Below are 21,401 nucleotides of genomic sequence, written 5' to 3' on the forward strand. Positions count from 1 at the left end.
TTCCCATCATGGTCGGGCGCAGCATTGGCCAGCGGAGAATGGGCGTGGCGGAGTTCACAGTGATGGTTGCCCCGAGTGGGGCACGGCGTGGCAAGCGGGATCATTTGAACCTGCCGGTGACACCAGAGGAAATCGCGCAGACGGCCGCGGACTGTTATGTGGCCGGGGCAGGGGCGCTGCACCTGCATGTGCGGGATGAGGAGGGCCAGCATTCGCTGGACGCCGGGCGCTATCGCACGGCGATGGAAGCGGTGCAGGAGGCGGCGCCCGGCATGAAGGTGCAGATCACCACCGAAAGCGCGGGTCTCTTCTCTCCCAAGGACCAGTTACATTGCCTGATGCAGCTGCGCCCGGCGGCGGCCTCGGTCTCGGTCCGGGAAATGGCGCGGGATCTGGCAGTAGCCGCGCGGGCCTATGCATTTAGTGCTGAGGTCGGAACGCGGGTTCAGCATATCCTGTATGGGTCGTCCTGTATCGCGCAGCTGAAGGAATGGTACGGCGATGGCACGGTGCCGCCCTCGATGCGCGATGCGATCTTTGTCCTCGGAAGCTACGCACCGCCGGTGTTGGGGCAGCCGGAGGATCTGGCCGGGTTTCTGTCGGCGGCAGCGGATCTGAGACTCAACTGGACCGCCTGCGCCTTTGGCCGCAACGAACGGGCCTGCCTGCTGGCGGCGATTGCTGCCGGAGGGGATGCGCGAATCGGATTTGAGAATAATATTGAAACGCCGGAGGGCGAGATGCTGCAGGACAATGCAGCCTCGGTAGCGGCGCTGGTCAGGGCCGCACAGGATGCCGGTCACAGCCTCAAGGAGGGCTGAAAATGTCTCATGTATTTCCCCGTCATACCAAGGCGAACCTGCCCACTGCCGTGGGGGGCGATGGCTGTTATCTGATTGATTCGACAGGAAAGCGGTATTTCGACGGATCGGGCGGCGCGGCGGTGTCCTGCCTTGGCCATTCCGATGCGGCGGTCATCGCGGCGGTGCAGCAGCAGGTGGGACAGCTGGCTTTTGCCCATACCGGGTTCATGACCTCGGAACCGGCCGAGGCGCTCGCCGATCTGCTGATAGCCAATGCGCCGGGCGATCTGGACCGGGTCTATTTTGTCTCTGGCGGATCCGAGGCGACCGAGGCGGCGATCAAGCTGGCACGACAGTATTTCCTGGAAAAGGGGGAGCCGGAGCGGCGGCACCTGATTGCCCGGCGGCAAAGCTATCACGGCAACACGCTTGGCGCCTTGGCGGCGGGGGGCAATGCCTGGCGGCGGCAGCAATTCGATCCGCTGCTGATCGGCGTGTCCCATATCGCGCCTTGTTATGAATATGTGGACCGGGCCGAGGGCGAGAGCAGTTTTGACTATGGCCAGCGCGCCGCGGATGAACTGGAGGCGGAGATCCTGCGTCTTGGCCCGGAAACCGTGATGGCCTTTATGGCCGAGCCGGTAGTGGGGGCCACATCCGGGGCGGTACCTGCGGTCGAAGGCTATTTCAAACGCATCCGCGAGATCTGCGACAAATATGGCGTGCTGCTGATCCTGGATGAGGTCATGTGCGGTATGGGGCGCACCGGTCATCTGTTTGCCTGTGACGCCGACGGTGTCGCGCCCGACATCCTGTGTATCGCAAAGGGGCTGGGCGCCGGTTATCAGCCGATCGGGGCGATGCTGTGCTCCCGCCAGATCTATGCTGCCATCGAAGGTGGCAGCGGCTTTTTCCAACACGGGCATACTTATATCGGCCATCCGGTGGCCACAGCCGCCGGGCTGGCGGTGGTGAGCCAGATGCTGGAGCGGGATCTGGTGACCCGCTGTGCGGCAATGGGCGATCGCCTGCAATCTGCCCTGCAGGAGCGGTTCGGCCAGCATCCCAATGTCGGCGACATTCGCGGGCGTGGTCTGTTCCGGGGCATCGAGTTGGTCCGTGACCGCGACAGCAAGACGCCCTTTGACCCGTCACTGGGATTGGCCGCGAAGATCAAGAAGGCCGCTTTTGAAGCCGGGCTGATCTGCTATCCGATGTCGGGCACACGCGATGGCCGCAACGGCGATCACATTCTTCTGGCGCCGCCCTTTATCATTTCGGGGGATCAGATCACCGAGGTGGTCGACAAGCTGGACGTGGCGATAACACAGTCCCTGCCTCAAGGCTGACAGGGGTCATTGTCTTGAAGCGGACGATGGCCTTAGACTTGTCTCGTGCCCATTAACGAGCAGGGGAGGGCCATCGTCATGATCATCGCCATCGTCAGAATTCCGCTGGAAGGACCGAAACGGGATACGGATCTGGTTGCCCGCCAATCCGTTGAGGCGACAAAGATTTTCCACGACGTCAAGGGTTTGAGGCGCAAGTATTTCCTCAACAGCGACGCAGGTGGTGGCGGAATTTACGAGTTCGATACCCGTGCGGATGCCGAAGCCTGGTTCAATGAAGGATGGCCGGACTGGATGGAGGGGCGCTTTGGTGTGCGCCCGACGCTGGAGATCTACGACAATCCTGTCGTGCTCGACAATGAGCAGGATGAGGTGCGGGTGAACGGTGACCGGATTGAGCCGCCTTGGATTGACGCAGGCTGAGCATCCCTGATTTGCCCATAGGTCGAAAGCGGGAGACACGCAAAATGCATGCCCAGAGGATTGATTAGTTTGCAATGTCTGGGGGTGAATGGTGGAGCCTAGGGGAGTCGAACCCCTGACCTCTTGCATGCCATGCAAGCGCTCTCCCAACTGAGCTAAGGCCCCATTCACATCCGGCTTGGCTGTTGCCTCATCCGGTGTGAGTGGTCGTTTAAGGGACGATGGAGCAGGCTGCAAGTGCAAAATGCACCATCATTCAGAGTTTTTTTGTGGCCCATCCGGGCCCGGGTGAAGCGGGGCCGAAACTGCCCCGGTCAATCCGCCATTTGGCGGCATCCGGGCCCATACGCGGGCCTTGGATCAGGACTCGTCGTCCTCGGATGCGACGTCGGCAATCTCGTCGAGCGAGACATTGTCGTCATCGTCATCATCGTCCAGAACGTCATCGCCCAGATCCAGATCGACGTCTTCGTCATCTTCCAGAACTGCGTCGTCCCCGTCCATGTTCTCTTTGGCCTTCATCGACGCAGCGTCTTCCGAGTCGGCTTCGATCATGCGGCTCTTGCCGGTGTCGAGGGCAACGACCTCGCCCGTGTAGGGGCTGACGATCGGGTCCTTGTTCAGGTCATAAAAGCGTTTTCCGGTGGTCGGGCAAACGCGCTTTACACCCCATTCTTCCTTGGGCATGTGGATCCCCTTGATTTACTGGTGAGTCGTATCGACGATTCAGGTGCCTTGCCATATGAGGATGGTACTGTCAAAGCCTTTGCCTGCAAGGGAGAGCCGATGAGCGCCCATCATCTGCCGGGGGACCCTCCGGTGCCACTGCTTCTGCGTCGCTCCGCTCGTGCGCGTCGGATCAGCCTGCGGATTTCGGCGCTCGATGGCCGGGTCACGCTGACATTGCCGAAATCCCTGCCTGAACGCGCCGCCCTGGAATTTGCTGCCGAGAAGGAAGATTGGATCCGCGGGCATCTGGCGCGTCATCCCGGACAGGTCGCGGTGACATTTGGAACGGTGCTGCCGGTGGCTGGGCGCGACTTGCGGGTCGTGCGCGGGCAGGCGCGGGGCGTGCGGGTCGCCGGGGATGAGATCGCGGTCTCTGGCGACAGGCCGGCCCGGTCGCTGGAACGCTACCTGCGGGAATTGGCCCGAGATCGGCTGGCCGCGGCGTCAGATGCCTATTCGGCGCAGCTGGGCCGTCCGTTTCACAAGCTGGTTCTGCGCGACACGCGCTCGCGCTGGGGGTCCTGTTCCTCGGCCGGGGCGCTGATGTATTCTTGGCGTCTGATCCTCGCCCCGCCAGAGGTCCTTCGTTATGTGGCTGCGCATGAGGTGGCGCATTTGCAGGAAATGAACCACTCGGCAGATTTCTGGGCCGTGGTTCAGGACCTTTTCGGCGATCATGAGGCGCCGCGCAGATGGCTGAGGGAGAATGGCAGTCAGTTGCACCGCTACCGGTTCACGGACTGACCAAGGTGGTGCCATCAAGGATGTGCGCGCGTGGCGCATTGACCTTGGTTTCATTTGTGATCACAACAGGCCATGACCTTGTCCACCCGCTCCACATCCGACGGGCTGTCGTCAGCCCATGATCGCGTCTACCGGGCGCTGCGCACGCGTATCATGCACGGAGAGATCGCGCCGGGCGAGGCGCTGACCCTGCGCGGGATTGGGCGTGAGTTCGATGTTTCCATGACCCCGGCCCGGGAATCGGTGCGCCGCCTGGTGGCCGAGGGGGCCTTGTTCCTGTCCTCCTCGGGGCGGGTGTCGACACCCGAGCTGAGCAACGAACGGATCGAGGAGCTTGCAGCGCTGCGGTCGCTGCTGGAGGTGGAATTGTCGAGCCGGGCGTTGCCGCGGGCCCACATGGCGCTGATCGACAGGCTGCAGGCGATCAATGTCACCGTGGCCGAAATGGTGTCGAAACGCGATGCGGTGGGATACATCCGCGCCAATCTGGAATTTCACCGCACGCTGTACCTGCGGGCGCAGGCGCCTGCGATGCTGGCGATGGCGGAAACGGTTTGGTTGCAGCTGGGGCCGACCATGCGGGCGCTTTATGGCCGTCTTCGCCGGACCGAACCGCCGCATAATCACAAGCTGATCATCGCGGCATTGAAGGCAGGGGATGAGCCGGGATTGCGGCTGGCGGTGCGGTCGGATGTGACGCAGGGTCTGCGCCTGCTGGCGGGCTAGGGCGCCGGAAAATCAATCCAGGTGTGATTGTGAATGGTGGGGCGGGGCGCTCCCGCCCGGCCTTGGTGTTTCTGCGAAACTCCGCGGCCCGTTGGGCCGGGCGCCGCTGGCAGCGGCGCCGCGGTCAGGTCACATCAGGCCGCGAGGCCCTTGGAGCCGATATCGAGGAATTTCTGGCGGCGGTCCTTGATCAGGGCAGCGCCGTCCTTGTCCTTCAGCTCATCCAGCATCGCTGTGATCGCTGCGCCGACCGAGGCAATGGTGCCGGAGGCATCCCGATGGGCACCGCCCAGCGGTTCGGCGATGATCCGGTCGATGACGGCCAGTTCCAGAAGGTTCTGCGCGGTCAGGCGCAGCGCCTCGGCGGCTTCGCGCATCTTCTCGGCATCCTTCCACAGGATCGAGGCGCAGCCTTCGGGGCTGATCACCGAATAGACCGCATGTTCCAGCATGGCGACCCGGTTGGCGGTGGCAAAGGCGACGGCGCCGCCGGATCCTCCTTCACCGATGATGACCGACACAACCGGCACGCCGATCTGCAGGCTCATTTCAGTGGAACGGGCGATGGCTTCAGACTGGCCGCGTTCCTCGGCGCCCTTGCCGGGGTAGGCGCCGGTGGTGTCCACCAGCGTAATGACCGGCAGGCCGAAGCGCCCGGCCATCTCCATCAGGCGCACGGCCTTGCGGTAGCCTTCGGGGCGGGCCATGCCAAAGTTATGCGCGATGCGGGTCTTGGTATCGGCGCCCTTTTCGTGGCCGATCACCATCACCGGCTGATCGTTGAAACGAGCAAGACCGCCCATGACCGCCAGATCGTCGGCAAAGTTCCGGTCGCCGGCCAGCGGCGTGTATTCGGTGAAAAGCGCATCGATATAGTCGCGGCAATGCGGACGCTCGGGATGGCGCGCGACCTGGCATTTGCGCCAGGGCGTCAGGTCCTTGTAGAGATCCTTCAGCAGCTGTTCGGCCTTGGCATCCAGCGCGGCGGCCTCATCGGCCACGTCCATCTCTTCGTTGGTGCGGGCCAGGGCGCGCAGTTCTTCTGCTTTGCCTTCGATCTCGGCCAGCGGTTTTTCAAATTCCAGATACTGGGTCATGTCGCCTCACTGAGCGCCTTACGGTGCGCGGTTTGTGCGATATATGGCCTTGTCGGGCGCCGGATGCAACTCGCCACACGCATCTGTCTTGTCCCCGGTGGCTCGCGGCGGCGCAGGCCGGTGGCGTTACGCGGGCCAGATCACCGGGTAAAGCGATGCGACCAGCAGCGCCGCCATGGCCCAGTTGAACAGCATCAGGCGGCGTGGATTGGTCAGCACCCGCGCCATTTGCTGCCCCAGCAGGGTCCAGGAACTGACCGAGGGCAGGTTGACCGCCCCAAACAGCGCCGCCACCAGAAGGATCGCCCAAAGGGTCTGATCCGGGGCATAAACGCTGATCGCGGTCAGGGCCATCGCCCAGGCCTTTGGGTTGACCCATTGAAAGGCGGCGGCCTGCAGGAAGGTCATCGGGTTGCCCTTGCCTTCGCCGGTTTCTGCAGGTCCTGCGTTGGCGATCTTCCAGGCCAGATACAGAAGATAGGCCACAGAGGCGACCTTCAGCACGGTATAGCTGACGGGGAAGGCTTCGAAGATCCCGACCAGACCGGCGCCGACCAGAACGACCATGAAGACGAACCCCAACGCCACCCCCAGCATATGCGGGATGGTGCGGCGAAAGCCGAAATTTGCGCCTGAGGCCATCAGCATCAGGTTGTTCGGTCCCGGCGTGATCGACGAGACAAAGGCGAAGAGCGCAAGCGCGAGGAGAAGATCGTATGTCATGGAGAGAATTTGACGCGTCAATGCCCGAATGAAATTGCGTTTTGCTGCGCTGGGTGCGAAAAGTTGCAATTAATGGCTAAAAATGATCGCATAAATCAGCAGATATTGCAGGAGCTGTCCCGCGACGGGCGGATCAGCAACCTAGAGCTGGCTGAGCGTGTGGGCCTGTCCCCCTCGGCTTGTTTGCGGCGGGTGCAGGATCTGGAGCGCGCCGGAGTCATCACCGGGTACAAGGCCGTGCTGAACCGCGAGGCGATGGGGGTGGGCTTTGTCACCTATATCGGTGTCGGCCTGGGCGAACACACGAAGGAGGCGCAAGAGGCGTTTGAGCGCGCCATGCAGGCCGCGCCCGAAGTGGTGGAATGCCACAATATCACCGGCACCATCGAATATCTGTTGCGGGTCGAATGCGCGGATCTGCCCAGCTACAAACGGTTTCACACCGATATTCTGGGCACCTCGCCCTATGTCACCGGGATCACAACCTATGTGGTCATGGGATCGCCCAAGGATATGCGCGCCTAACCCTGTCCCAGAAGGGCCGCCATGGCGGTCTTGGGCGAGGTCAGCACCGGCACATCGCTGTCGATCAGAGGAGCGGCCCCGGCCATCGACGCCTGCGCCAGAACCACGCAAGAGGTGCCAGATGTGAGCGCAAGGCTTGTCCCCACCCAAGCGGCGACTTGTTTGTGGAACTCCTCGGTGTCCCCATTGGTGAAATGGTGCCAAAGGCCGGTCAGAGGCAGGGCGCGGATGTCGGGCGCGCGGCCCTGTTCCGTGAAGGCGCGTTCCAGCAGGGCGGTGGAGGGAAGGCGGGTGCTGTCCAGACAATAGACCAGCATCACCGGGCCACCGGTGCCCGCGGCCTGTTGCATCATCGGCCAGTCAATTCGCGTGGCGCCTGCTTCTTCAGCCACTGCGCCGATGGTGGTGCAGGTGCACAAGGAGGGCCCCTCTGTCGCGCGGATCGCTTCGGCAATTTCCTGACGGAGAGCGGCATCGACGCCGGTCTGGGCCCGTTCAAGCCAGTCGGTACGCACCACATGCGTCAGATCGGCCTCGGGTGCCAGGGCATCGAATGTCGCCACATGCACGTCGGCCGTGTGGAATAAGGTCAGATCTGTCATGTCGGCCCCGCGTTTCTGTCAATTAGTCGCGGAATAGGGCGCCAAAGGCAACGGGGCCGACCCAAAGAATGATCTGGGATTATTGTTTCTGCGCCATGGCCACGACCTGTGCGAACTGCTCCGGGGACAGAACCGTGCGCCAGTGGTCCGCGCAGTTGGAGCGCATGGTCACCAGCTTGACCTCATACTCCCCGACCTTGGCTGCAAGGCTGGCGCGCTCCTCTGCCGGGGCACCGTCCAGAATGGCGGTGCGCAGGGCGGCGCGGGCTGCGATTGCCTCGGCTTCCAGAGCCTTGCGTTTGGGCGGGCTGGCCGCCAGCCAGTTCTGCAGATCAGCGCGTTGCTCTGCCGTGAGGCCAAGCGCGGAGGCATTCTGTTTGATCAGCGGCGTCAGGCGCACGATGGGCGCCGAGAGCTCGCTCCGGTTCTTGCCTTGCTGGGCGGGGAGGGCGGTCGCAGTCGCCAGAACAAGTGCTGCGGAAAGAAGGGCTTTTTTCATGTCGTCACCAGTGGTTGCCGATTCTGTCGGTTTCGTTCTGCGGCAACATTCCAGCACTGGAGGGTTCTTGAGTTGATATGTATCAAAAAAATTGAATGTGTTTGGCGAATGCGGAATAAAAATGGGGCGCCCGGATTCCGGACGCCCCATGGTCAACTGCGTTCAAAGGTCAGCCTTTTGCGATCAACTCTGACTGTGCGACGATCACTTCGGCCTGTTTAATCGAAGCGATGTCGACCAGGCGGCCCTTGTATACTGTGGCGCCTTCGCCGTTGGCCTTGGCCTGTTCCATGGCGGCCAGGATCTCTCGCGCTTCGGCGACGGCTTCTTCCGAGGGGGTGAAGACCTCGTTTGCCAGGGCGATCTGTTTCGGATGGATGGCCCATTTGCCGACCATGCCCAGCGTGGCCGAGCGTTTGGCCTGTGCGATATAGCCGTCGTCATCCGAGAAATCACCGAAGGGGCCATCGACCGGCAGAACGCCATGGGTGCGGCAGGCCGCGACGATTGCGGTCTGGGCCCAGTGCCACGGATCGGAATAGTGCCGCGTGTCGCCATGCAGCATGTAGTAGTTTTCCTGAGTGCCGCCGATGCCGGTGGTCTGCATGCCCATGGAGGCGGCGAAGTCGGCGGCGCCAAGGCTCATCGCCTGCAGGCGCGGAGAGGAGGCGGCGATCTCTTCCACATGTGCGATGCCCGCAGCGGATTCGATGATCACCTCAAAGGAAATCGGTTTGGTACGGCCCTTGGCGTTCTCGATGGCGGTGACCAGCGCATCGACAGCATAGACGTCTGCGGCGCAGCCGACCTTGGGGATCATGATCTGGTCCAGACGGTCGCCGGCCTGTTCCAGCAGATCGACCACGTCGCGGTACCAATAGGGCGTGTCCAGACCGTTGATGCGGACAGACATATACTTGTTGCCCCAGTCCACGGTGTTCAGCGCCTCGATGACATTGGCGCGGGCAATGTCCTTGTCGGTGGGGGCGACGGAATCTTCCAGATCCAGATTGATCACATCCGCAGCCGAGGCGGCCATCTTGGCAAAGAGTTTGGTGTTGGAGCCGGGGCCGAACAACTGGCAGCGGTTGGGACGGGCCGGGGCGGCGGGCTGGATGCGGAAGCTCATGTGGGCGCTCCTTGCTGGGAAAGGAAATTACGATTTGACTGGTCATTGTGGTATGAAATTGCGCAACCCCATGCAAGAGGGACTTTGCAGGCGCAGCATCAACTATGCTGCAATCGCAATGAATTCCCGTGTTGCCGCATAATAGTGAGCGAGTAATGCGCCATTGTTGGAATTTTCTTCGATGAAAATGTATTTTTGTAGAAGAAACTTCGATCATGCCTTTCCTGCAAATGCAAAAATGGGACCGCTTCGCAAGGCGGCTCGATTATCGTTCGCGGTGAATCACGTTTAACGGAGGCCCCGAGATGATCGAGACACCCTATCTGCTGTTCCTGGGCGATGCGCCCGATATGCTTGCGGCAAAGGTTGCCATCGGCATCCGCGACTGGCGCCCGGACCACGCGGTCGGGCAGATCTCTCTGCCGGGCTGCGGCGCCGATCTGGGACTGACCGAAATGTCGCTCGAAGAGGCCAAGGCCGCCGGTGCAAAGACGCTGGTGATTGGTGTCGCCAACCGCGGCGGGATCATCTCCCCCGCCTGGAAGGAAGTGCTGATCAAGGCGCTTGAAATGGGTTATGACATCGCGTCCGGCCTACACAACCTGCTGCGCGACGAAGGCGATCTTGTCGCTGCAGCCCAGACCCACGGCGGCACACTGCATGACGTGCGTGTGCCTTCGGTCGGCTACCCGATTGCAAATGGCGTGAAGCGCAAAGGCAAGCGCTGTCTTGCCGTTGGCACCGACTGCTCGGTGGGCAAGATGTACACTGCGTTGGCGATGGACGCCGAGATGCAAAAACGCGGTATGAAATCCACCTTCCGCGCCACCGGCCAGACCGGCATTCTGATCACTGGCCACGGTGTGCCGCTGGACGCTGTGATTGCCGACTTCATGGCAGGCTCCATCGAATATCTGACCCCGGACAACGATGAAGACCACTGGGACATGATCGAAGGGCAGGGCTCCCTGTTCCACATTTCCTATTCCGGTGTGACCATGGCGCTGGTGCATGGCGGTCAGCCCGATGCGCTGATCCTGTGCCACGAGCCGACCCGTGAACATATGCGCGGTCTGCCGGGCTATTCCCTGCCCAGCCTCGAAGAGCTGCGCGATACCGCGCTGCCGCTGGCGCGCAAGGGCAACCCGGATTGTCAGGTTGTCGGTATCTCGGTGAACACTCAGCACCTGAACGAGGAAGAGGCGGTTGCCTACCTTGAGGAAGTGGAAAAGCGCATGGGGTTGCCCGCGGTGGATCCTTACCGCCATGGCGCCGACCGCTTGGTAGACGCGCTCGCCGCAATCTGATTGTTATAAGGGGGCGTCTGGCAGCAGGCGCCCTTTTTATGTGAATTCAGGCGTCTGTGGAGTGCGGCCCTACCCATTCCCAGAAGCCGAACAAAGACCCCGAAAGGATCGAACATGAAAGTCACCGTGACGCCGGATGTATTCAAACTGGCGCGGGCCTTTACCATCTCCCGCGGCTCGCGGACTGAGGCGAAGGTGCTGACCGTCAGGATCGAAAAAGACGGGGCTGTGGGGTGGGGCGAATGTGTGCCTTATGCCCGCTATGATGAAACGCTGGACAGCGTGACCGCCGAAATTACCGGCCTGCCCGACAGCTTTACCCGCGAAGAGCTGCAGGACCTGCTGCCTGCCGGTGCGGCTCGCAACGCGGTGGATTGCGCGCTTTGGGATCTTGAGGCGAAACTGGCGGGCAAACGGGTCTGGGAACTGGCCGGTCTGCCGAAACCCGGCCCCGAAATTACCGCCTATACTCTGTCGCTCGACACGCCCGAGGTGATGCAGGAGCAGGCCGCCGAGAATGCTCATCGCCCGCTTTTGAAGATCAAGCTGGGCACCGCCGATGACATGCCGCGACTGGAAGCCGTGCGCGCCGGGGCACCGGACTCGGATATCATTATCGACGCCAACGAAGGCTGGAGCGCCGAGGTCTATGCCGAGCTTGCGCCGCATTTGGTGCGTCTGGGCGTGTCGCTGGTCGAACAGCCCTTGCCTGCCGGTGAAGATGACGCGCTCATTGGCATGGAGCGTCCGGTGCCGGTGTGCGCGGACGAAAGCTGCCATGACCGCGCCAGCCTGCCGAAACTCAAAGGCAAATACGATGTTGTCAACATCAAGCTGGACAAGACCGGCGGCTTGACCGAGGCGCTGAAACTGCGCGAAGCGGCGCTGGCCGAAGGTTACCGCGTGATGGTCGGCTGCATGATGGGCTCGTCTCTGGCGATGGCGCCTGCGGTGCTGCTGGCGCAGGGGGCGATGGTGACGGACCTTGACGGGCCGCTGCTTCTGTCCGAAGACCGCGAAACGACAATGGAATACGATGCTGCCGGTGTGCATCCGCCCAAGGCAGAACTCTGGGGCTGAGGAGATGACAATGACCCGTACTGTTTATGTGAATGGCGAATACCTGCCGGAAGACGAAGCGAAGGTCTCGATCTTCGATCGCGGCTTCCTGATGGCTGATGCGGTATACGAGGTGACCTCGGTTCTGGGCGGCAAGCTGATTGATTTCGAAGGCCACGCGGTGCGCCTGAAACGTTCGCTGGATGAGCTGGACATGCAGGAACCCTGCACCAAGGACGAACTGCTGGAGATCCACCGCAAGCTGGTGGAACTGAACGGCATCGACGAAGGTCTGGTTTATCTTCAGGTTACCCGCGGGTCCGATGGCGACCGCGATTTCGTCTTCCCCGATCCCGAGACCACCAAGCCGTCGATTGTTCTGTTCACCCAGAACAAGCCGGGACTGGCCGATAGCCCCGCCGCCAAGAAAGGCGCCAAGATCATCTCGATCGAGGACATCCGCTGGGGCCGCCGCGATATCAAGACGGTGCAGCTGCTGTACCCCTCGATGGGCAAGATGATGGCCAAGAAGGCCGGAGCCGATGACGCCTGGATGGTCGAAGACGGCTACGTGACCGAGGGCACTTCGAACAACGCCTATTTCGTCAAGGACGGCGTGATCGTCACCCGGCCGCTGTCCAATGACATCCTGCACGGCATCACCCGCAAGGCCGTGTTGCGCATGGCAGAAGAAGCGCAGCTGAAAATCGAAGAGCGTCTCTTTACCATCGATGAAGCGAAAGAGGCGGATGAGGCCTTTACCACCTCTGCCAGCGCATTCGTGATGCCGGTCGTGGAGATTGATGGCACCGCGCTGGGTGACGGCACGCCGGGGCCGATCGCCAAGCGTCTGCGCGAGATCTATCTGGATGAATCGGTGAAGGCCGCGATCTGATCGCTGCGGGTATCCGTCTCAACAATGAAGGCCGCTCCTGACGGGGCGGCCTTCATTGTTGTTTCAGTGGCAGTGCACTCTGCCTGTGCTCGTCTGCATATGGCAGCATTTGCCCGGCGGAGAGCTTTTGCGGCAGCCTCCACCATGCTGAACCACAGTATCGGCCTGCAGGCCCGCATGCGAGAATGAGGCCCCAAAACTGATGGTCGGTATAGCAGTGGCGAGCGCAATATGTGCGGCCAGTGACAAGGCTTTCATGGAATAAATCTTCCTTCGATTGCATCAACGTAAACGTCTCGCAACTCTATCGTGACATACTTGCCAGAATGCAACCATAAGCTGCGTTTGTCCGAGCGGTCTTGAGGCTACCCGCAAACGAGGCGTTACCCAAACCGGAAGCTAGAGGCTGTGACGCCGCCAAAGATGTCCTTCTGGTGGTAGACCTGCGTTGCTGCTTCCTCTTCTGCCGCGCCAAGGGCCGTAAAGAGCGGCACAAGGTGATCCTCCTGCGCGTGGCAGGCGCGGGCATAGGGGGCCTGTTCCCAGTTGAGCAGTGCCTCGGTCCGCGCGGCGGCTGGCTGTTGCAACACCGCATTCAGCCATGTGTCGAACTCTTCCGAGGGCACCTTCGCCCGGGGGCCGAATTCCCGCAGATTGTGGTAGCTGAGACCGGAGCCAACGATCAGCACGTCCTCGTCACGCAGGGGGGCAAGCGCGCGGCCAAGGGCGAAATGCTCTTCTGGACTGTAGCCATGGCGCATGGAGACCTGAAATAGCGGCACATCGGCCTCCGGGTACATCAGGGCCATGGGCACGAAGGTGCCGTGGTCGTATCCCTGTTCCGCGTCCATCGAGACCGGCAATCCCGCCGCTGCGATCAGATCCGCAGTGTGCTGGGCCAGTTCTGGCGCGCCGGGCGCCGGGTATTGGATTTCGTAGGTCTCTGGCGGGAAGTTGTAATAGTCATAGACCATCGGCGGTTTTGCAGCACTCATCACTGCAAATGTGTCCTTTTCCCAGTGGCCGGAAATCATCAGAACCGCCGAGGGACGGCGCCCGATTTCCTGCGGCATACGGGCAAGCGCATCTGCCAGCGGTGCCAGCGCCTCCCGCATGTTCGGGATCCAGGGCCACGGTCCGCCGCCGTGGGAAATGAAATAGCTTGGCATCCTTGAACGCATCCGAACCTCCATCACACATACTGTTGGTTCAGATGTTAAGGGATCCGGGCCGCCGTGGTTATACCCAGTGGCGAACACCCCCTGTGCGCCGATGGCGACAGGGGGGGCAATCCGCCAGGGATCAGGCCTTGTCTGTGACGTTTTCCTTGAAGGCGACTTCGAACTCGGCCTGTTTTTCCGGGCTGGCCTCGGTCTGGTACTTGGACTTCCACTCATCCATGGTCATGCCATAGTAGATTTCGCGGGCTTCATTCTTGTCCATCTCGATGCCGCGTTCGTTTGCTGCTTCCTGATACCAGCGGCTGAGGCAGTTGCGGCAGAACCCGGCCATGTTCATCAGGTCGATGTTCTGCACATCGGTGCGGTCTTCCATCAGATGCTTTTGCAGGCGGCGGAATGCGGCGGCCTGAAGTTCGATCTCGGTTTGCTGGTCCATGGGGATCCTCCCGGTTGTCTTGCGTTCCGTAATATGTGGGTGCCACTGTCCAGAGGCAAGCGCTGCTACAGGCCCGAGTTCGCAAGGGCCCGGGGCAGGAGCTTGGCGAGTCGTTCGGCCCACTGCCGCTGTCCTGCCGCATCAGCGATTAGATCGTTGCGCAGTTCGATCAGCGTGTTAGGGCGACCATGGGCTGTGCCGTGGGTGTCGATGGCATCGCCGGGCAGGTAGCCGGTGTAGGGCTCGTTGATCCCGACACAAAGGTCAGGCTCGGCCTGCAATGTGTCGATCAGCACCGGGGAAAACCGCTCACCTTCGGGGAAGAGCACGCCGATTTGCCAGGGGCGTGGGGGACGTCCCCGCAATTGTCGGGTGAAGGAATGCATCGAGACGATGACCGTGTCCGGGCGCGCGGCAAGGCGGCTCACTTCTGCGTGATAGGGGCGGTAGCAGGCCTCAAGCCGCGCCGCGCGCTCTGTCGCATCGGCGTGACGGTTGGCGGGAATGATGGTCCCGTCATAAAGCTTCATCAGCAGAGTTGGATCATCTTCGCCCCGGTTGGGGTCGATCACCAGCCGTGAGAAATTGGAGGCCACAACCGGCGCGTCCAGCAGCTCACCCAGATGGCGGGCGACGGCATAGGCCCCCACATCATAAGCGATATGACGCTCCATATCCTCATGCGGCAGGCCAAGGTCACCGCCGTTGACGAAGGGAGGTACGCGGTTGGTGGCATGGTCGCAGGTGATCAGCCAGCGGGCAGGGCGGTCGGCCCCGTGAACAAAGAAGGGAGTATATGTCATGCGCCTGTCATCGATTGTTGACGATACCTTTAGGGGAGTTGCGGCAAAATGGAAATTGCGCGATAAGCACCGCAAGATATGTTTGCGGTAACACCGCCTATTGCTGAGCTGACACCAGAAGGACCCACCCCATGAAACGTTCCCGCAGTGTGAAGATTGTTGCCACCCTGGGACCGGCGTCCGAAACCTATGAAACGATCCGCGCCCTGCACGAGGCCGGCGCCGACGTGTTCCGCCTGAATATGTCGCACGGGACCCATGCAGAGATCACCCAAAAGCACGAGATCATCCGCAAGGTGGAAAAGGATCTGGACAGCTCGATCGGTATTCTGGCCGACCTTCAGGGTCCCAAGTTGCGCGTGGGCGTCTTTGCAAATGGTTCCGAGGAACTGGAAGAGGGCGCGTCTTTCCGGCTGGATCTGGATCCCACCGATGGTGATGCCACGCGGGTCTGCCTGCCGCATCCCGAGATTTTTCAGGCGCTGGAGCCCGGCGCGCATCTCTTGGTGAATGATGGCAAGATCCGCCTCCGGGTGGAGCGCTGCGGCGCCGATTTTGCCGATTGCAGCGTCGTGACCGGCGGCACCATCTCCAACCGCAAGGGCGTGAACGTGCCCGATGTGGTGCTGCCCCTGGCGGCTCTGTCGGACAAGGACCGTGATGATCTGGAGTTTGCCTGCACCCTGGGTGTGGACTGGATCGCGCTGTCCTTTGTGCAGAGGGCCAAGGATGTGTTTGAGGCCAAAGGCCTGGTCGATGGCCGCGCTGCGGTGCTGTCCAAGATCGAGAAACCTTCCGCCGTGGAGCAGTTCGAGGAAATCCTCGATGCCTCGGACGGGATCATGGTGGCGCGCGGCGATCTGGGCGTCGAACTGCCGGTGTCTGCCGTGCCGCCGATCCAGAAACGGCTGGTGCGCAAATGCCGCGCGGCGGCCAAACCGGTGATCGTCGCCACCCAGATGCTGGAAAGCATGATCGAAAGCCCGATGCCCACGCGCGCCGAGGTCTCGGACGTGGCGACCGCGATCTATGAGGGCACCGATGCCATCATGCTGAGCGCTGAATCCGCTGCCGGGCAATATCCGGTCGAAGCGGTGCGAACCATGGACAACGTCGCCGCCGAGGTGGAGACCGACCCCACCTATGCGCAGATCATCGCCTCTTCGCGCTCCTCCAAGGGCAACACGATTGCGGATGCCATCGTTGCTGCCGCCCGCGAAATTGCCGAGAAGACGGATATCAAGGCGATCTGCTGCTTCACACAGAGCGGCACAACTGCGCTGCTGACCGCGCGGGAACGTCCCGGTGTTCCGATCATCGCGTTGACCCCGCTGGAAGGCACCGCCCGGCGTCTGGCGCTCAGCTGGGGATGCCACTGCGTGGTGACCAGCGGACAGGACCGGTTCAAGGGGGCGGTGGTCAACGCAGCCCGCGCCGCCCGCGCCGGCGGGTTCGCCTCCGAGACGGATCAGATCGTCGTGACCGCAGGCGTGCCGTTCAACGTGCCCGGCACCACCAACATCCTGCGCGTTGCCCCCTGTGATGAACGTTTGATTTACAGCACCGACCCGGAATAAGCTTTCCTCCAGCCCGGCGTCGGGCTGCGGTTGGAGGGATGTTGCGTGAACAGTGACCTGTTTCTGGTGCTTGGCCTTCTGCTTGCATGGCTGGCGATACCGTCCATGTTATCGGCCTATAGCGACAAGCGGCGCCCACAGGTCTCTGTCTTCCTGCTGCTGGGCAGTGCGGGCCTGATCGCCTATGCATTTCTGACGCAGCCGGGCGGTTATCGTCTGCGCGACGTGCCAGATGCGTTTTTCAATGTGATTGGCCAGGTTTTTTAGAAGAAACCGCTTGCCCTTGTGATCCGGTTTTCGTACATGGCGGCCCTGTTCACGTGGCCGGCCAGAGTGGCATGCCGAGTCGCGTATCTACCGAACTCGCATTGAAGGAGACGGAAATGCCCAAAATGAAGACGAAATCGAGCGCCAAAAAGCGCTTCAAGGTGACCGCCACCGGTAAGGTGATGGCAGGTCAGGCTGGCAAGCGCCACGGCATGATCAAACGTCACAAGAAATTCATCCGTGATGCCCGCGGCACCACGACCCTGTCCGCCCCCGACGCCAAGATCGTCAAGGGCTTCATGCCCTACGACCGCTAAGAGGAGATTTGACACATGTCCCGCGTTAAAGGTGGTACCACAACTCACGCCCGTCACAAGAAGGTCATCAAGGCAGCCAAAGGTTACTATGGCCGCCGCAAGAATACCTTCAAGGTCGCCCGTCAGGCCGTCGACAAGGCAAACCAGTACGCAACCCGTGACCGTAAGGCGCGCAAGCGTAACTTCCGCGCCCTGTGGATCCAGCGTATCAACGCTGCCGTCCGCAGCCACGACGAATCGCTGACATACTCGCGCTTCATCAACGGTCTGAACCTGGCCGGTATCGAAGTTGACCGTAAGGTCCTGGCCGATCTGGCCGTGCACGAGCCCGAAGCCTTCGGTGCGATCGTCAAGCAGGCACAGTCCGCACTGGCAGCCTGAAGCGTTCCACGCTGAGATTTAAGAAAGCCGCCCCTCAGGGGCGGCTTTTTTGCGCTTTGGCCAGGGAAACGGATCCCTAAGCTGGGGAAGGCTGGTCCGTCGGGCCTTGCTTTCAGCGGCTGCTGTGGTAGCACGAGCCAAGCAAAATTCAGGGGACCGTCATGGACGATCTTAAGGCAAAATATCTGGGGCAGATCGCCGATGCCCACGACGAGGACGCGCTGGAGGCGATCCGCCTCGCCGCCGTCGGGAAAAAGGGCGAGGTGGCCCTGAAGATGCGGGAATTGGGCAAGATGACGCCCGAGGAGCGCCAGACCGTGGGTCCGGCGCTGAACGCACTCAAGGATGAAATCAACTCTGCCCTGGCCGCCAAGAAGGCCGCGCTGGCCGATGCGGCGCTGGACGAGCGTCTGCGCACGGAATGGCTGGACGTCACGCTGCCCACGCGCCCGCAGCGCCGCGGCAGCCTGCACCCGATCAGCCAGGCCAGCGAAGAGCTGACCGCGATCTTTGCCGAACTTGGCTTCTCGGTCGCCGAAGGCTCGCGTGTTGAAACCGACTGGTACAACTTCGATGCGCTGAACATTCCGGGCCACCACCCCGCCCGCGCCGAGATGGATACTTTCTACATGCACCGGGCCGAAGGCGACGACCGCCCGCCGCATGTGCTGCGCACCCACACCTCGCCGGTACAGATCCAGTCGATGGAGAAGATGGGCGCCCCGCTGCGCGTCATCTGCCCGGGCGGTGTTTACCGCGCCGACTACGATCAGACCCACACCCCGATGTTCCACCAGGTCGAAGGCCTGGCGCTCGACAAGGACATCTCGATGGCGAACCTCAAGTGGGTGCTGGAGGAATTCGTCAAATCCTTCTTCGAGGTGGACGATGTTGAGCTGCGCTTCCGCGCCTCCCACTTCCCCTTCACCGAGCCTTCGGCCGAGGTGGATATCCGCTGCTCCTGGGACAATGGCCAGCTGAAGATCGGCGAAGGCGACGACTGGATGGAAATCCTCGGCTCTGGCATGGTGCACCCCAAGGTAATCGCCGCCGGCGGGATCGATCCGGAAGTCTATCAGGGCTTTGCCTTTGGCATCGGAATCGACCGTCTGGCGATGCTGAAATACGGCATCCCCGATTTGCGTGCCTTCTTTGACAGCGATCTGCGCTGGTTGCGCCATTATGGCTTCAGCTGCCTGGACGTTCCAACACTGCATGGCGGGTTGAGCCGATAACGCTTGAACCGCAGGGCCCTAGCCCTGCGACGCGCCCGACCCGCCCCATGGGCGGGCGCGTTCCGCACCCACCCCGGGCCGGGCGCGCTGCCAGAAATGGAGCGCCGGGCCGCCAGTCAACCGATTTGCCAAAAGGGCGCTGAGATATGAAATTCACTCTCTCCTGGCTGAAAGACCACCTTGATACCGATGCCTCCGTTGCGGAGATCACCGAGGCCCTGACCGACCTGGGACTGGAAGTCGAAGAGGTCTCGAACCCCGCCGACCGGCTCAAGGATTTTACCCTGGGCTATGTGAAACACGCGGAGAAGCATCCTGATGCGGATAAGCTGCGTGTCTGCAAGGTGGACACCGACGAAGGTGAGATGCAGATCGTCTGCGGCGCGCCCAATGCTCGGGAGGGCATCACCGTGGTGGTCTGCAAACCGGGCATGTATGTGCCGGGTCTGGATATCACCATCGGCGTCGGCAAGATCCGCGGTGTCGAATCCTTCGGCATGATGGCCTCCGAGCGGGAGCTGGAACTGTCCGATGAGCACGACGGCATCATCGAGCTGCCTTCGGGCGCGGTCGGCGACCGCTTTATTGACTGGCTGGCAGAGAACGATCCGGCCAAGGTTGATCCGGTGATCGAGATCGCCATTACTCCGAACCGCCCCGATGCGCTGGGTATCTTTGGCATTGCCCGCGATCTGGCGGCGCGCGGGATCGGCACACTGAAAACCCACGACTACGAGGCGGTCCCGGGTGATTTCGAAAGCCCGGTCAAAGTGACCATCGACGAAGACACGCTGGATGGCTGCCCGCTGTTCACTGGCCGGGTAATCAAGGGCGTCAAGAACGGCCCCAGCCCGCAGTGGCTGCAGGACCGGCTGACAGCCATCGGTCTGCGCCCGATTTCGGCGCTGGTGGATATCACCAACTTCTTCACCTTCGATCAGAACCGTCCGCTGCACGTCTTTGACGTGGCCAAGGTGCAGGGCGATCTGCGGGTGCATCGCGCCAAGGGCGGCGAGACGCTGCTGGCGCTGGATGAGAAGGAATACACCCTTGGCGCAGGCCATATGGTGATTTCCGATGAAAATGGCCCCGAAAGCATCGCCGGTATCATGGGCGGTGAGGAGACCGGCTGTACCGACGAGACGGTTGATGTCTTCCTCGAAAGCGCATTTTGGGATCATGTGCAGATCGCGACCACCGGCCGCGCGCTCAAGATCAATTCGGACGCGCGTTACCGCTTTGAACGCGGCGTTGACCCGGAATTCACCCTCGAAGGGCTGCACCGTGCCACTCAGATGATCCTGGATCTCTGTGGCGGCGAGCCGTCCGAAGTGGTGATCGCAGGCGATGTGCCGGATCATTCGCGCGCCTACAAGCTGGATCCGGAGCGGGTGCAGTCGCTGGTCGGTATGGACATCCCCGAAAGCGATCAGCGTCAGACCCTGACCCGCCTTGGCTTCCGGCTGGAGGGCAACCTGGCCCATGTGCCCAGCTGGCGCCCCGACGTGCAGGGTGAGGCCGATCTGGTGGAAGAGGTCGCGCGTATCGCTTCGCTGACCAAGCTGCAGGGCAAGCCGCTGGCGCGCCTGACGCCGGGTATCCCGAAGCCGGTGATGACGCCGCAACAGCGCCGCCAGCAGATGGCGCGGCGCACGGCGGCCAGCCTCGGCTATAATGAAATCGTCAGCTACACCTTCATCGACAAGGCCTCGGCCACGCTGTTCGGCGGTGGCGATGATGCGACCATGCTGGCCAATCCGATTTCCTCGGAAATGTCCCATATGCGGCCGGATCTGCTGGCCGGTCTGTTGCAGGCCGCTGCACGCAATCAGGCGCGGGGCTTCATGGATCTGGCCCTGTTCGAGGCGGGTCCCGTTTTCCACGGCGGAGAGCCGGGCGAGCAGCGCGAACAGATCTCGGGTCTCTTGGTCGGCCGCACTGGCCCCAAGGATGTGCATGGCGCGGCGCGCCCGGTCGATACCTTTGATGCCAAGGCCGACGTCGAGGCGGTTCTGGCCGCTATCGGCGCGCCGGCCAAGGCGCAGGTGCTGCGCGGCGGCGACGCCTGGTGGCATCCGGGCCGTCACGGAAAGATCTGCCTTGGCCCGAAAAAGGTACTCGGCGTCTTTGGTGAGTTGCACCCCAAGGCGCTGAGCGAAATGGGCGTCAAAGGGCCTGCCGTGGCCTTTACCATCTGGCCGGACGAGGTGCCGCTGCCGCGTAAATCCGGTGCCACCCGCGCGGCGCTGGACATCAGCGACCTGCAGGCGGTCGAGCGTGACTTTGCCTTTGTGGTGGATGAGAGCGTCGAGGCGCTGACGCTGGTCAATGCCGCTGCCGGTGCTGACAAGGCACTGATCGAGGACGTGCGCGTCTTTGATGAATTCATCGGTGGCAGCCTGGGCGAGGGTAAGAAATCCCTGGCCATCACCGTGCGCCTGCAGCCGACTGACAAGACGCTGAAGGAAAAAGACATCGAAGCGGTGAGCGAGAAGATCATCGCCAAGGTGAGCAAGGCCACCGGAGGCATTCTGCGGGGCTGATCTGTTGAGCGGAATGGTTGGAATTTCAGGCCGTGCCCGATCCGGGCGCGG

General features: G+C 62.0%; 24 protein-coding genes and 1 tRNA gene. 15 read left to right on the forward strand and 10 right to left on the reverse strand.

Going from position 1 to position 21,401, the window contains the following annotated elements; all coding sequences use genetic code 11:
- The first annotated feature begins 44 nt into the window (after nt 1-44).
- From SM766_RS11805 to SM766_RS11815, 3 genes are all read left to right on the forward strand, one after another.
- Nucleotides 45-821 (forward strand): beta-keto acid cleavage family enzyme, encoded by a 777-nt coding sequence (locus tag SM766_RS11805; RefSeq protein WP_237028436.1) that lies wholly within the window; start codon nt 45-47, stop codon nt 819-821.
- A gap of 2 nt (nt 822-823) precedes the next feature.
- Nucleotides 824-2,152, forward strand: a complete 1,329-nt coding sequence (locus SM766_RS11810; protein WP_368947908.1) for an aspartate aminotransferase family protein — start codon at nt 824-826, stop codon at nt 2,150-2,152.
- Nucleotides 2,153-2,230: 78 nt separating this feature from the next.
- The gene (locus SM766_RS11815; RefSeq protein WP_274831139.1) at nt 2,231-2,575 is read left to right on the forward strand and encodes a hypothetical protein; all 345 of its coding nucleotides are present in this window, start codon (nt 2,231-2,233) and stop codon (nt 2,573-2,575) included.
- 89 nt (nt 2,576-2,664) lie between these two features.
- Here SM766_RS11815 and SM766_RS11820 read toward each other — a convergent pair.
- Both SM766_RS11820 and SM766_RS11825 read right to left on the reverse strand, forming a co-directional pair.
- Nucleotides 2,665-2,740: transfer RNA gene (locus SM766_RS11820), tRNA-Ala, on the reverse strand.
- Nucleotides 2,741-2,935: 195 nt separating this feature from the next.
- On the reverse strand, nt 2,936-3,262 hold the full coding sequence (locus tag SM766_RS11825) for a TIGR02300 family protein (RefSeq protein ID WP_065271339.1): 327 nt from the start codon (nt 3,260-3,262) through the stop codon (nt 2,936-2,938).
- A gap of 99 nt (nt 3,263-3,361) precedes the next feature.
- On the opposite strand from SM766_RS11825, the gene SM766_RS11830 reads away from it, so the two are divergent.
- Both SM766_RS11830 and SM766_RS11835 read left to right on the forward strand, forming a co-directional pair.
- Nucleotides 3,362-4,048, forward strand: a complete 687-nt coding sequence (locus SM766_RS11830; protein WP_274832656.1) for a M48 family metallopeptidase — start codon at nt 3,362-3,364, stop codon at nt 4,046-4,048.
- A gap of 72 nt (nt 4,049-4,120) precedes the next feature.
- Nucleotides 4,121-4,774, forward strand: coding sequence for a GntR family transcriptional regulator (locus SM766_RS11835; protein ID WP_274829754.1), 654 nt, complete (start codon nt 4,121-4,123; stop codon nt 4,772-4,774).
- A gap of 134 nt (nt 4,775-4,908) precedes the next feature.
- Here SM766_RS11835 and SM766_RS11840 read toward each other — a convergent pair whose 3' ends face one another.
- Nucleotides 4,909-5,871, reverse strand: coding sequence for an acetyl-CoA carboxylase carboxyltransferase subunit alpha (locus SM766_RS11840; RefSeq protein ID WP_065271336.1), 963 nt, complete (start codon nt 5,869-5,871; stop codon nt 4,909-4,911).
- Between the two features lie 126 nt (nt 5,872-5,997).
- Nucleotides 5,998-6,594 (reverse strand): LysE family translocator, encoded by a 597-nt coding sequence (locus tag SM766_RS11845; protein WP_065271335.1) that lies wholly within the window; start codon nt 6,592-6,594, stop codon nt 5,998-6,000.
- 72 nt (nt 6,595-6,666) lie between these two features.
- Here SM766_RS11845 and SM766_RS11850 point away from each other — a divergent pair, with 72 nt between their 5' ends.
- The gene (locus SM766_RS11850) at nt 6,667-7,119 is read left to right on the forward strand and encodes an Lrp/AsnC family transcriptional regulator (RefSeq protein ID WP_065271334.1); all 453 of its coding nucleotides are present in this window, start codon (nt 6,667-6,669) and stop codon (nt 7,117-7,119) included.
- Here SM766_RS11850 and SM766_RS11855 read toward each other — a convergent pair.
- From SM766_RS11855 to SM766_RS11865, 3 genes are all read right to left on the reverse strand, one after another.
- A complete protein-coding gene (locus tag SM766_RS11855; RefSeq protein ID WP_368947909.1) occupies nt 7,116-7,721 on the reverse strand; it encodes a hypothetical protein in 606 nt (201 codons plus the stop codon). The two genes, SM766_RS11850 and SM766_RS11855, sit on opposite strands and share 4 nt — an antisense overlap.
- A 79-nt stretch (nt 7,722-7,800) precedes the next feature.
- Nucleotides 7,801-8,220: a Spy/CpxP family protein refolding chaperone gene (locus tag SM766_RS11860; protein WP_368947910.1), complete on the reverse strand. Its 420-nt coding sequence runs from the start codon at nt 8,218-8,220 to the stop codon at nt 7,801-7,803.
- Nucleotides 8,221-8,389: 169 nt separating this feature from the next.
- Entirely contained in the window at nt 8,390-9,349 is a 960-nt protein-coding gene (locus SM766_RS11865; protein WP_065271331.1) for an L-malyl-CoA/beta-methylmalyl-CoA lyase, read from the reverse strand.
- A gap of 305 nt (nt 9,350-9,654) precedes the next feature.
- Here SM766_RS11865 and dgcN point away from each other — a divergent pair, with 305 nt between their 5' ends.
- From dgcN to SM766_RS11880, 3 genes are all read left to right on the forward strand, one after another.
- On the forward strand, nt 9,655-10,656 hold the full coding sequence (gene dgcN, locus SM766_RS11870; protein WP_274839897.1) for an N-acetyltransferase DgcN: 1,002 nt from the start codon (nt 9,655-9,657) through the stop codon (nt 10,654-10,656).
- Nucleotides 10,657-10,770: 114 nt separating this feature from the next.
- Complete coding sequence (dgcA, locus tag SM766_RS11875; RefSeq protein WP_065271329.1) at nt 10,771-11,736, forward strand: N-acetyl-D-Glu racemase DgcA; 966 nt, start codon at nt 10,771-10,773, stop codon at nt 11,734-11,736.
- Between the two features lie 10 nt (nt 11,737-11,746).
- Nucleotides 11,747-12,610: a D-amino-acid transaminase gene (locus SM766_RS11880; RefSeq protein WP_065271328.1), complete on the forward strand. Its 864-nt coding sequence runs from the start codon at nt 11,747-11,749 to the stop codon at nt 12,608-12,610.
- Between the two features lie 383 nt (nt 12,611-12,993).
- Here the strand turns inward: SM766_RS11880 and SM766_RS11885 are convergent, their stop codons facing one another.
- The 3 genes from SM766_RS11885 to SM766_RS11895 all read right to left on the reverse strand — a co-directional run bounded on the left by SM766_RS11885 (nt 12,994) and on the right by SM766_RS11895 (nt 15,030).
- Entirely contained in the window at nt 12,994-13,791 is a 798-nt protein-coding gene (locus SM766_RS11885) for a DODA-type extradiol aromatic ring-opening family dioxygenase (protein WP_368947911.1), read from the reverse strand.
- Between the two features lie 121 nt (nt 13,792-13,912).
- Nucleotides 13,913-14,227: a DUF1244 domain-containing protein gene (locus SM766_RS11890; protein WP_065271326.1), complete on the reverse strand. Its 315-nt coding sequence runs from the start codon at nt 14,225-14,227 to the stop codon at nt 13,913-13,915.
- Between the two features lie 65 nt (nt 14,228-14,292).
- A complete protein-coding gene (locus tag SM766_RS11895; RefSeq protein ID WP_368947912.1) occupies nt 14,293-15,030 on the reverse strand; it encodes an N-formylglutamate amidohydrolase in 738 nt (245 codons plus the stop codon).
- Between the two features lie 131 nt (nt 15,031-15,161).
- On the opposite strand from SM766_RS11895, the gene pyk reads away from it, so the two are divergent.
- From pyk to pheT, 6 genes are all read left to right on the forward strand, one after another.
- Nucleotides 15,162-16,607: a pyruvate kinase gene (pyk, locus tag SM766_RS11900; protein ID WP_065271324.1), complete on the forward strand. Its 1,446-nt coding sequence runs from the start codon at nt 15,162-15,164 to the stop codon at nt 16,605-16,607.
- A 45-nt stretch (nt 16,608-16,652) separates the two neighbouring features.
- Nucleotides 16,653-16,874: a hypothetical protein gene (locus SM766_RS11905; RefSeq protein WP_065271323.1), complete on the forward strand. Its 222-nt coding sequence runs from the start codon at nt 16,653-16,655 to the stop codon at nt 16,872-16,874.
- A 116-nt stretch (nt 16,875-16,990) separates the two neighbouring features.
- Complete coding sequence (gene rpmI / locus SM766_RS11910; protein WP_009178285.1) at nt 16,991-17,191, forward strand: 50S ribosomal protein L35; 201 nt, start codon at nt 16,991-16,993, stop codon at nt 17,189-17,191.
- Nucleotides 17,192-17,206: 15 nt separating this feature from the next.
- Complete coding sequence (rplT, locus tag SM766_RS11915; protein WP_065271322.1) at nt 17,207-17,572, forward strand: 50S ribosomal protein L20; 366 nt, start codon at nt 17,207-17,209, stop codon at nt 17,570-17,572.
- Between the two features lie 161 nt (nt 17,573-17,733).
- Nucleotides 17,734-18,807 carry a phenylalanine--tRNA ligase subunit alpha gene (gene pheS / locus SM766_RS11920; RefSeq protein WP_065271321.1) on the forward strand — a complete coding sequence of 358 codons (1,074 nt, stop codon included), beginning with the start codon at nt 17,734-17,736 and terminating at the stop codon, nt 18,805-18,807.
- Nucleotides 18,808-18,953: 146 nt separating this feature from the next.
- Complete coding sequence (pheT, locus tag SM766_RS11925; RefSeq protein ID WP_368947913.1) at nt 18,954-21,350, forward strand: phenylalanine--tRNA ligase subunit beta; 2,397 nt, start codon at nt 18,954-18,956, stop codon at nt 21,348-21,350.
- Nucleotides 21,351-21,401: the final 51 nt, after the last annotated feature.

Source organism: Pseudophaeobacter sp. A-200-2 (genome assembly GCF_041008815.1).
Classification (GTDB): Bacteria; Pseudomonadota; Alphaproteobacteria; order Rhodobacterales; family Rhodobacteraceae; genus Phycobacter; species Phycobacter gallaeciensis_A.

Coding starts and splice junctions, on each gene's coding strand:
- SM766_RS11825 (WP_065271339.1), bottom strand. CDS start 3,262: ATGCCCAAGGAAGAATGGGGTGTAAAGCGCGTTTGCCCGACCACCGGA.
- SM766_RS11835 (WP_274829754.1), top strand. CDS start 4,121: ATGACCTTGTCCACCCGCTCCACATCCGACGGGCTGTCGTCAGCCCAT.
- SM766_RS11855 (WP_368947909.1), bottom strand. CDS start 7,721: ATGACAGATCTGACCTTATTCCACACGGCCGACGTGCATGTGGCGACA.
- SM766_RS11895 (WP_368947912.1), bottom strand. CDS start 15,030: ATGACATATACTCCCTTCTTTGTTCACGGGGCCGACCGCCCTGCCCGC.
- SM766_RS11815 (WP_274831139.1), top strand. CDS start 2,231: ATGATCATCGCCATCGTCAGAATTCCGCTGGAAGGACCGAAACGGGAT.
- SM766_RS11830 (WP_274832656.1), top strand. CDS start 3,362: ATGAGCGCCCATCATCTGCCGGGGGACCCTCCGGTGCCACTGCTTCTG.
- pheS (WP_065271321.1), top strand. CDS start 17,734: ATGGACGATCTTAAGGCAAAATATCTGGGGCAGATCGCCGATGCCCAC.
- SM766_RS11860 (WP_368947910.1), bottom strand. CDS start 8,220: ATGAAAAAAGCCCTTCTTTCCGCAGCACTTGTTCTGGCGACTGCGACC.
- SM766_RS11885 (WP_368947911.1), bottom strand. CDS start 13,791: ATGCGTTCAAGGATGCCAAGCTATTTCATTTCCCACGGCGGCGGACCG.
- SM766_RS11840 (WP_065271336.1), bottom strand. CDS start 5,871: ATGACCCAGTATCTGGAATTTGAAAAACCGCTGGCCGAGATCGAAGGC.
- pyk (WP_065271324.1), top strand. CDS start 15,162: ATGAAACGTTCCCGCAGTGTGAAGATTGTTGCCACCCTGGGACCGGCG.
- SM766_RS11865 (WP_065271331.1), bottom strand. CDS start 9,349: ATGAGCTTCCGCATCCAGCCCGCCGCCCCGGCCCGTCCCAACCGCTGC.
- dgcN (WP_274839897.1), top strand. CDS start 9,655: ATGATCGAGACACCCTATCTGCTGTTCCTGGGCGATGCGCCCGATATG.
- SM766_RS11845 (WP_065271335.1), bottom strand. CDS start 6,594: ATGACATACGATCTTCTCCTCGCGCTTGCGCTCTTCGCCTTTGTCTCG.
- pheT (WP_368947913.1), top strand. CDS start 18,954: ATGAAATTCACTCTCTCCTGGCTGAAAGACCACCTTGATACCGATGCC.
- SM766_RS11850 (WP_065271334.1), top strand. CDS start 6,667: ATGGCTAAAAATGATCGCATAAATCAGCAGATATTGCAGGAGCTGTCC.
- dgcA (WP_065271329.1), top strand. CDS start 10,771: ATGAAAGTCACCGTGACGCCGGATGTATTCAAACTGGCGCGGGCCTTT.
- SM766_RS11890 (WP_065271326.1), bottom strand. CDS start 14,227: ATGGACCAGCAAACCGAGATCGAACTTCAGGCCGCCGCATTCCGCCGC.
- SM766_RS11880 (WP_065271328.1), top strand. CDS start 11,747: ATGACCCGTACTGTTTATGTGAATGGCGAATACCTGCCGGAAGACGAA.
- rpmI (WP_009178285.1), top strand. CDS start 16,991: ATGCCCAAAATGAAGACGAAATCGAGCGCCAAAAAGCGCTTCAAGGTG.
- rplT (WP_065271322.1), top strand. CDS start 17,207: ATGTCCCGCGTTAAAGGTGGTACCACAACTCACGCCCGTCACAAGAAG.
- SM766_RS11810 (WP_368947908.1), top strand. CDS start 824: ATGTCTCATGTATTTCCCCGTCATACCAAGGCGAACCTGCCCACTGCC.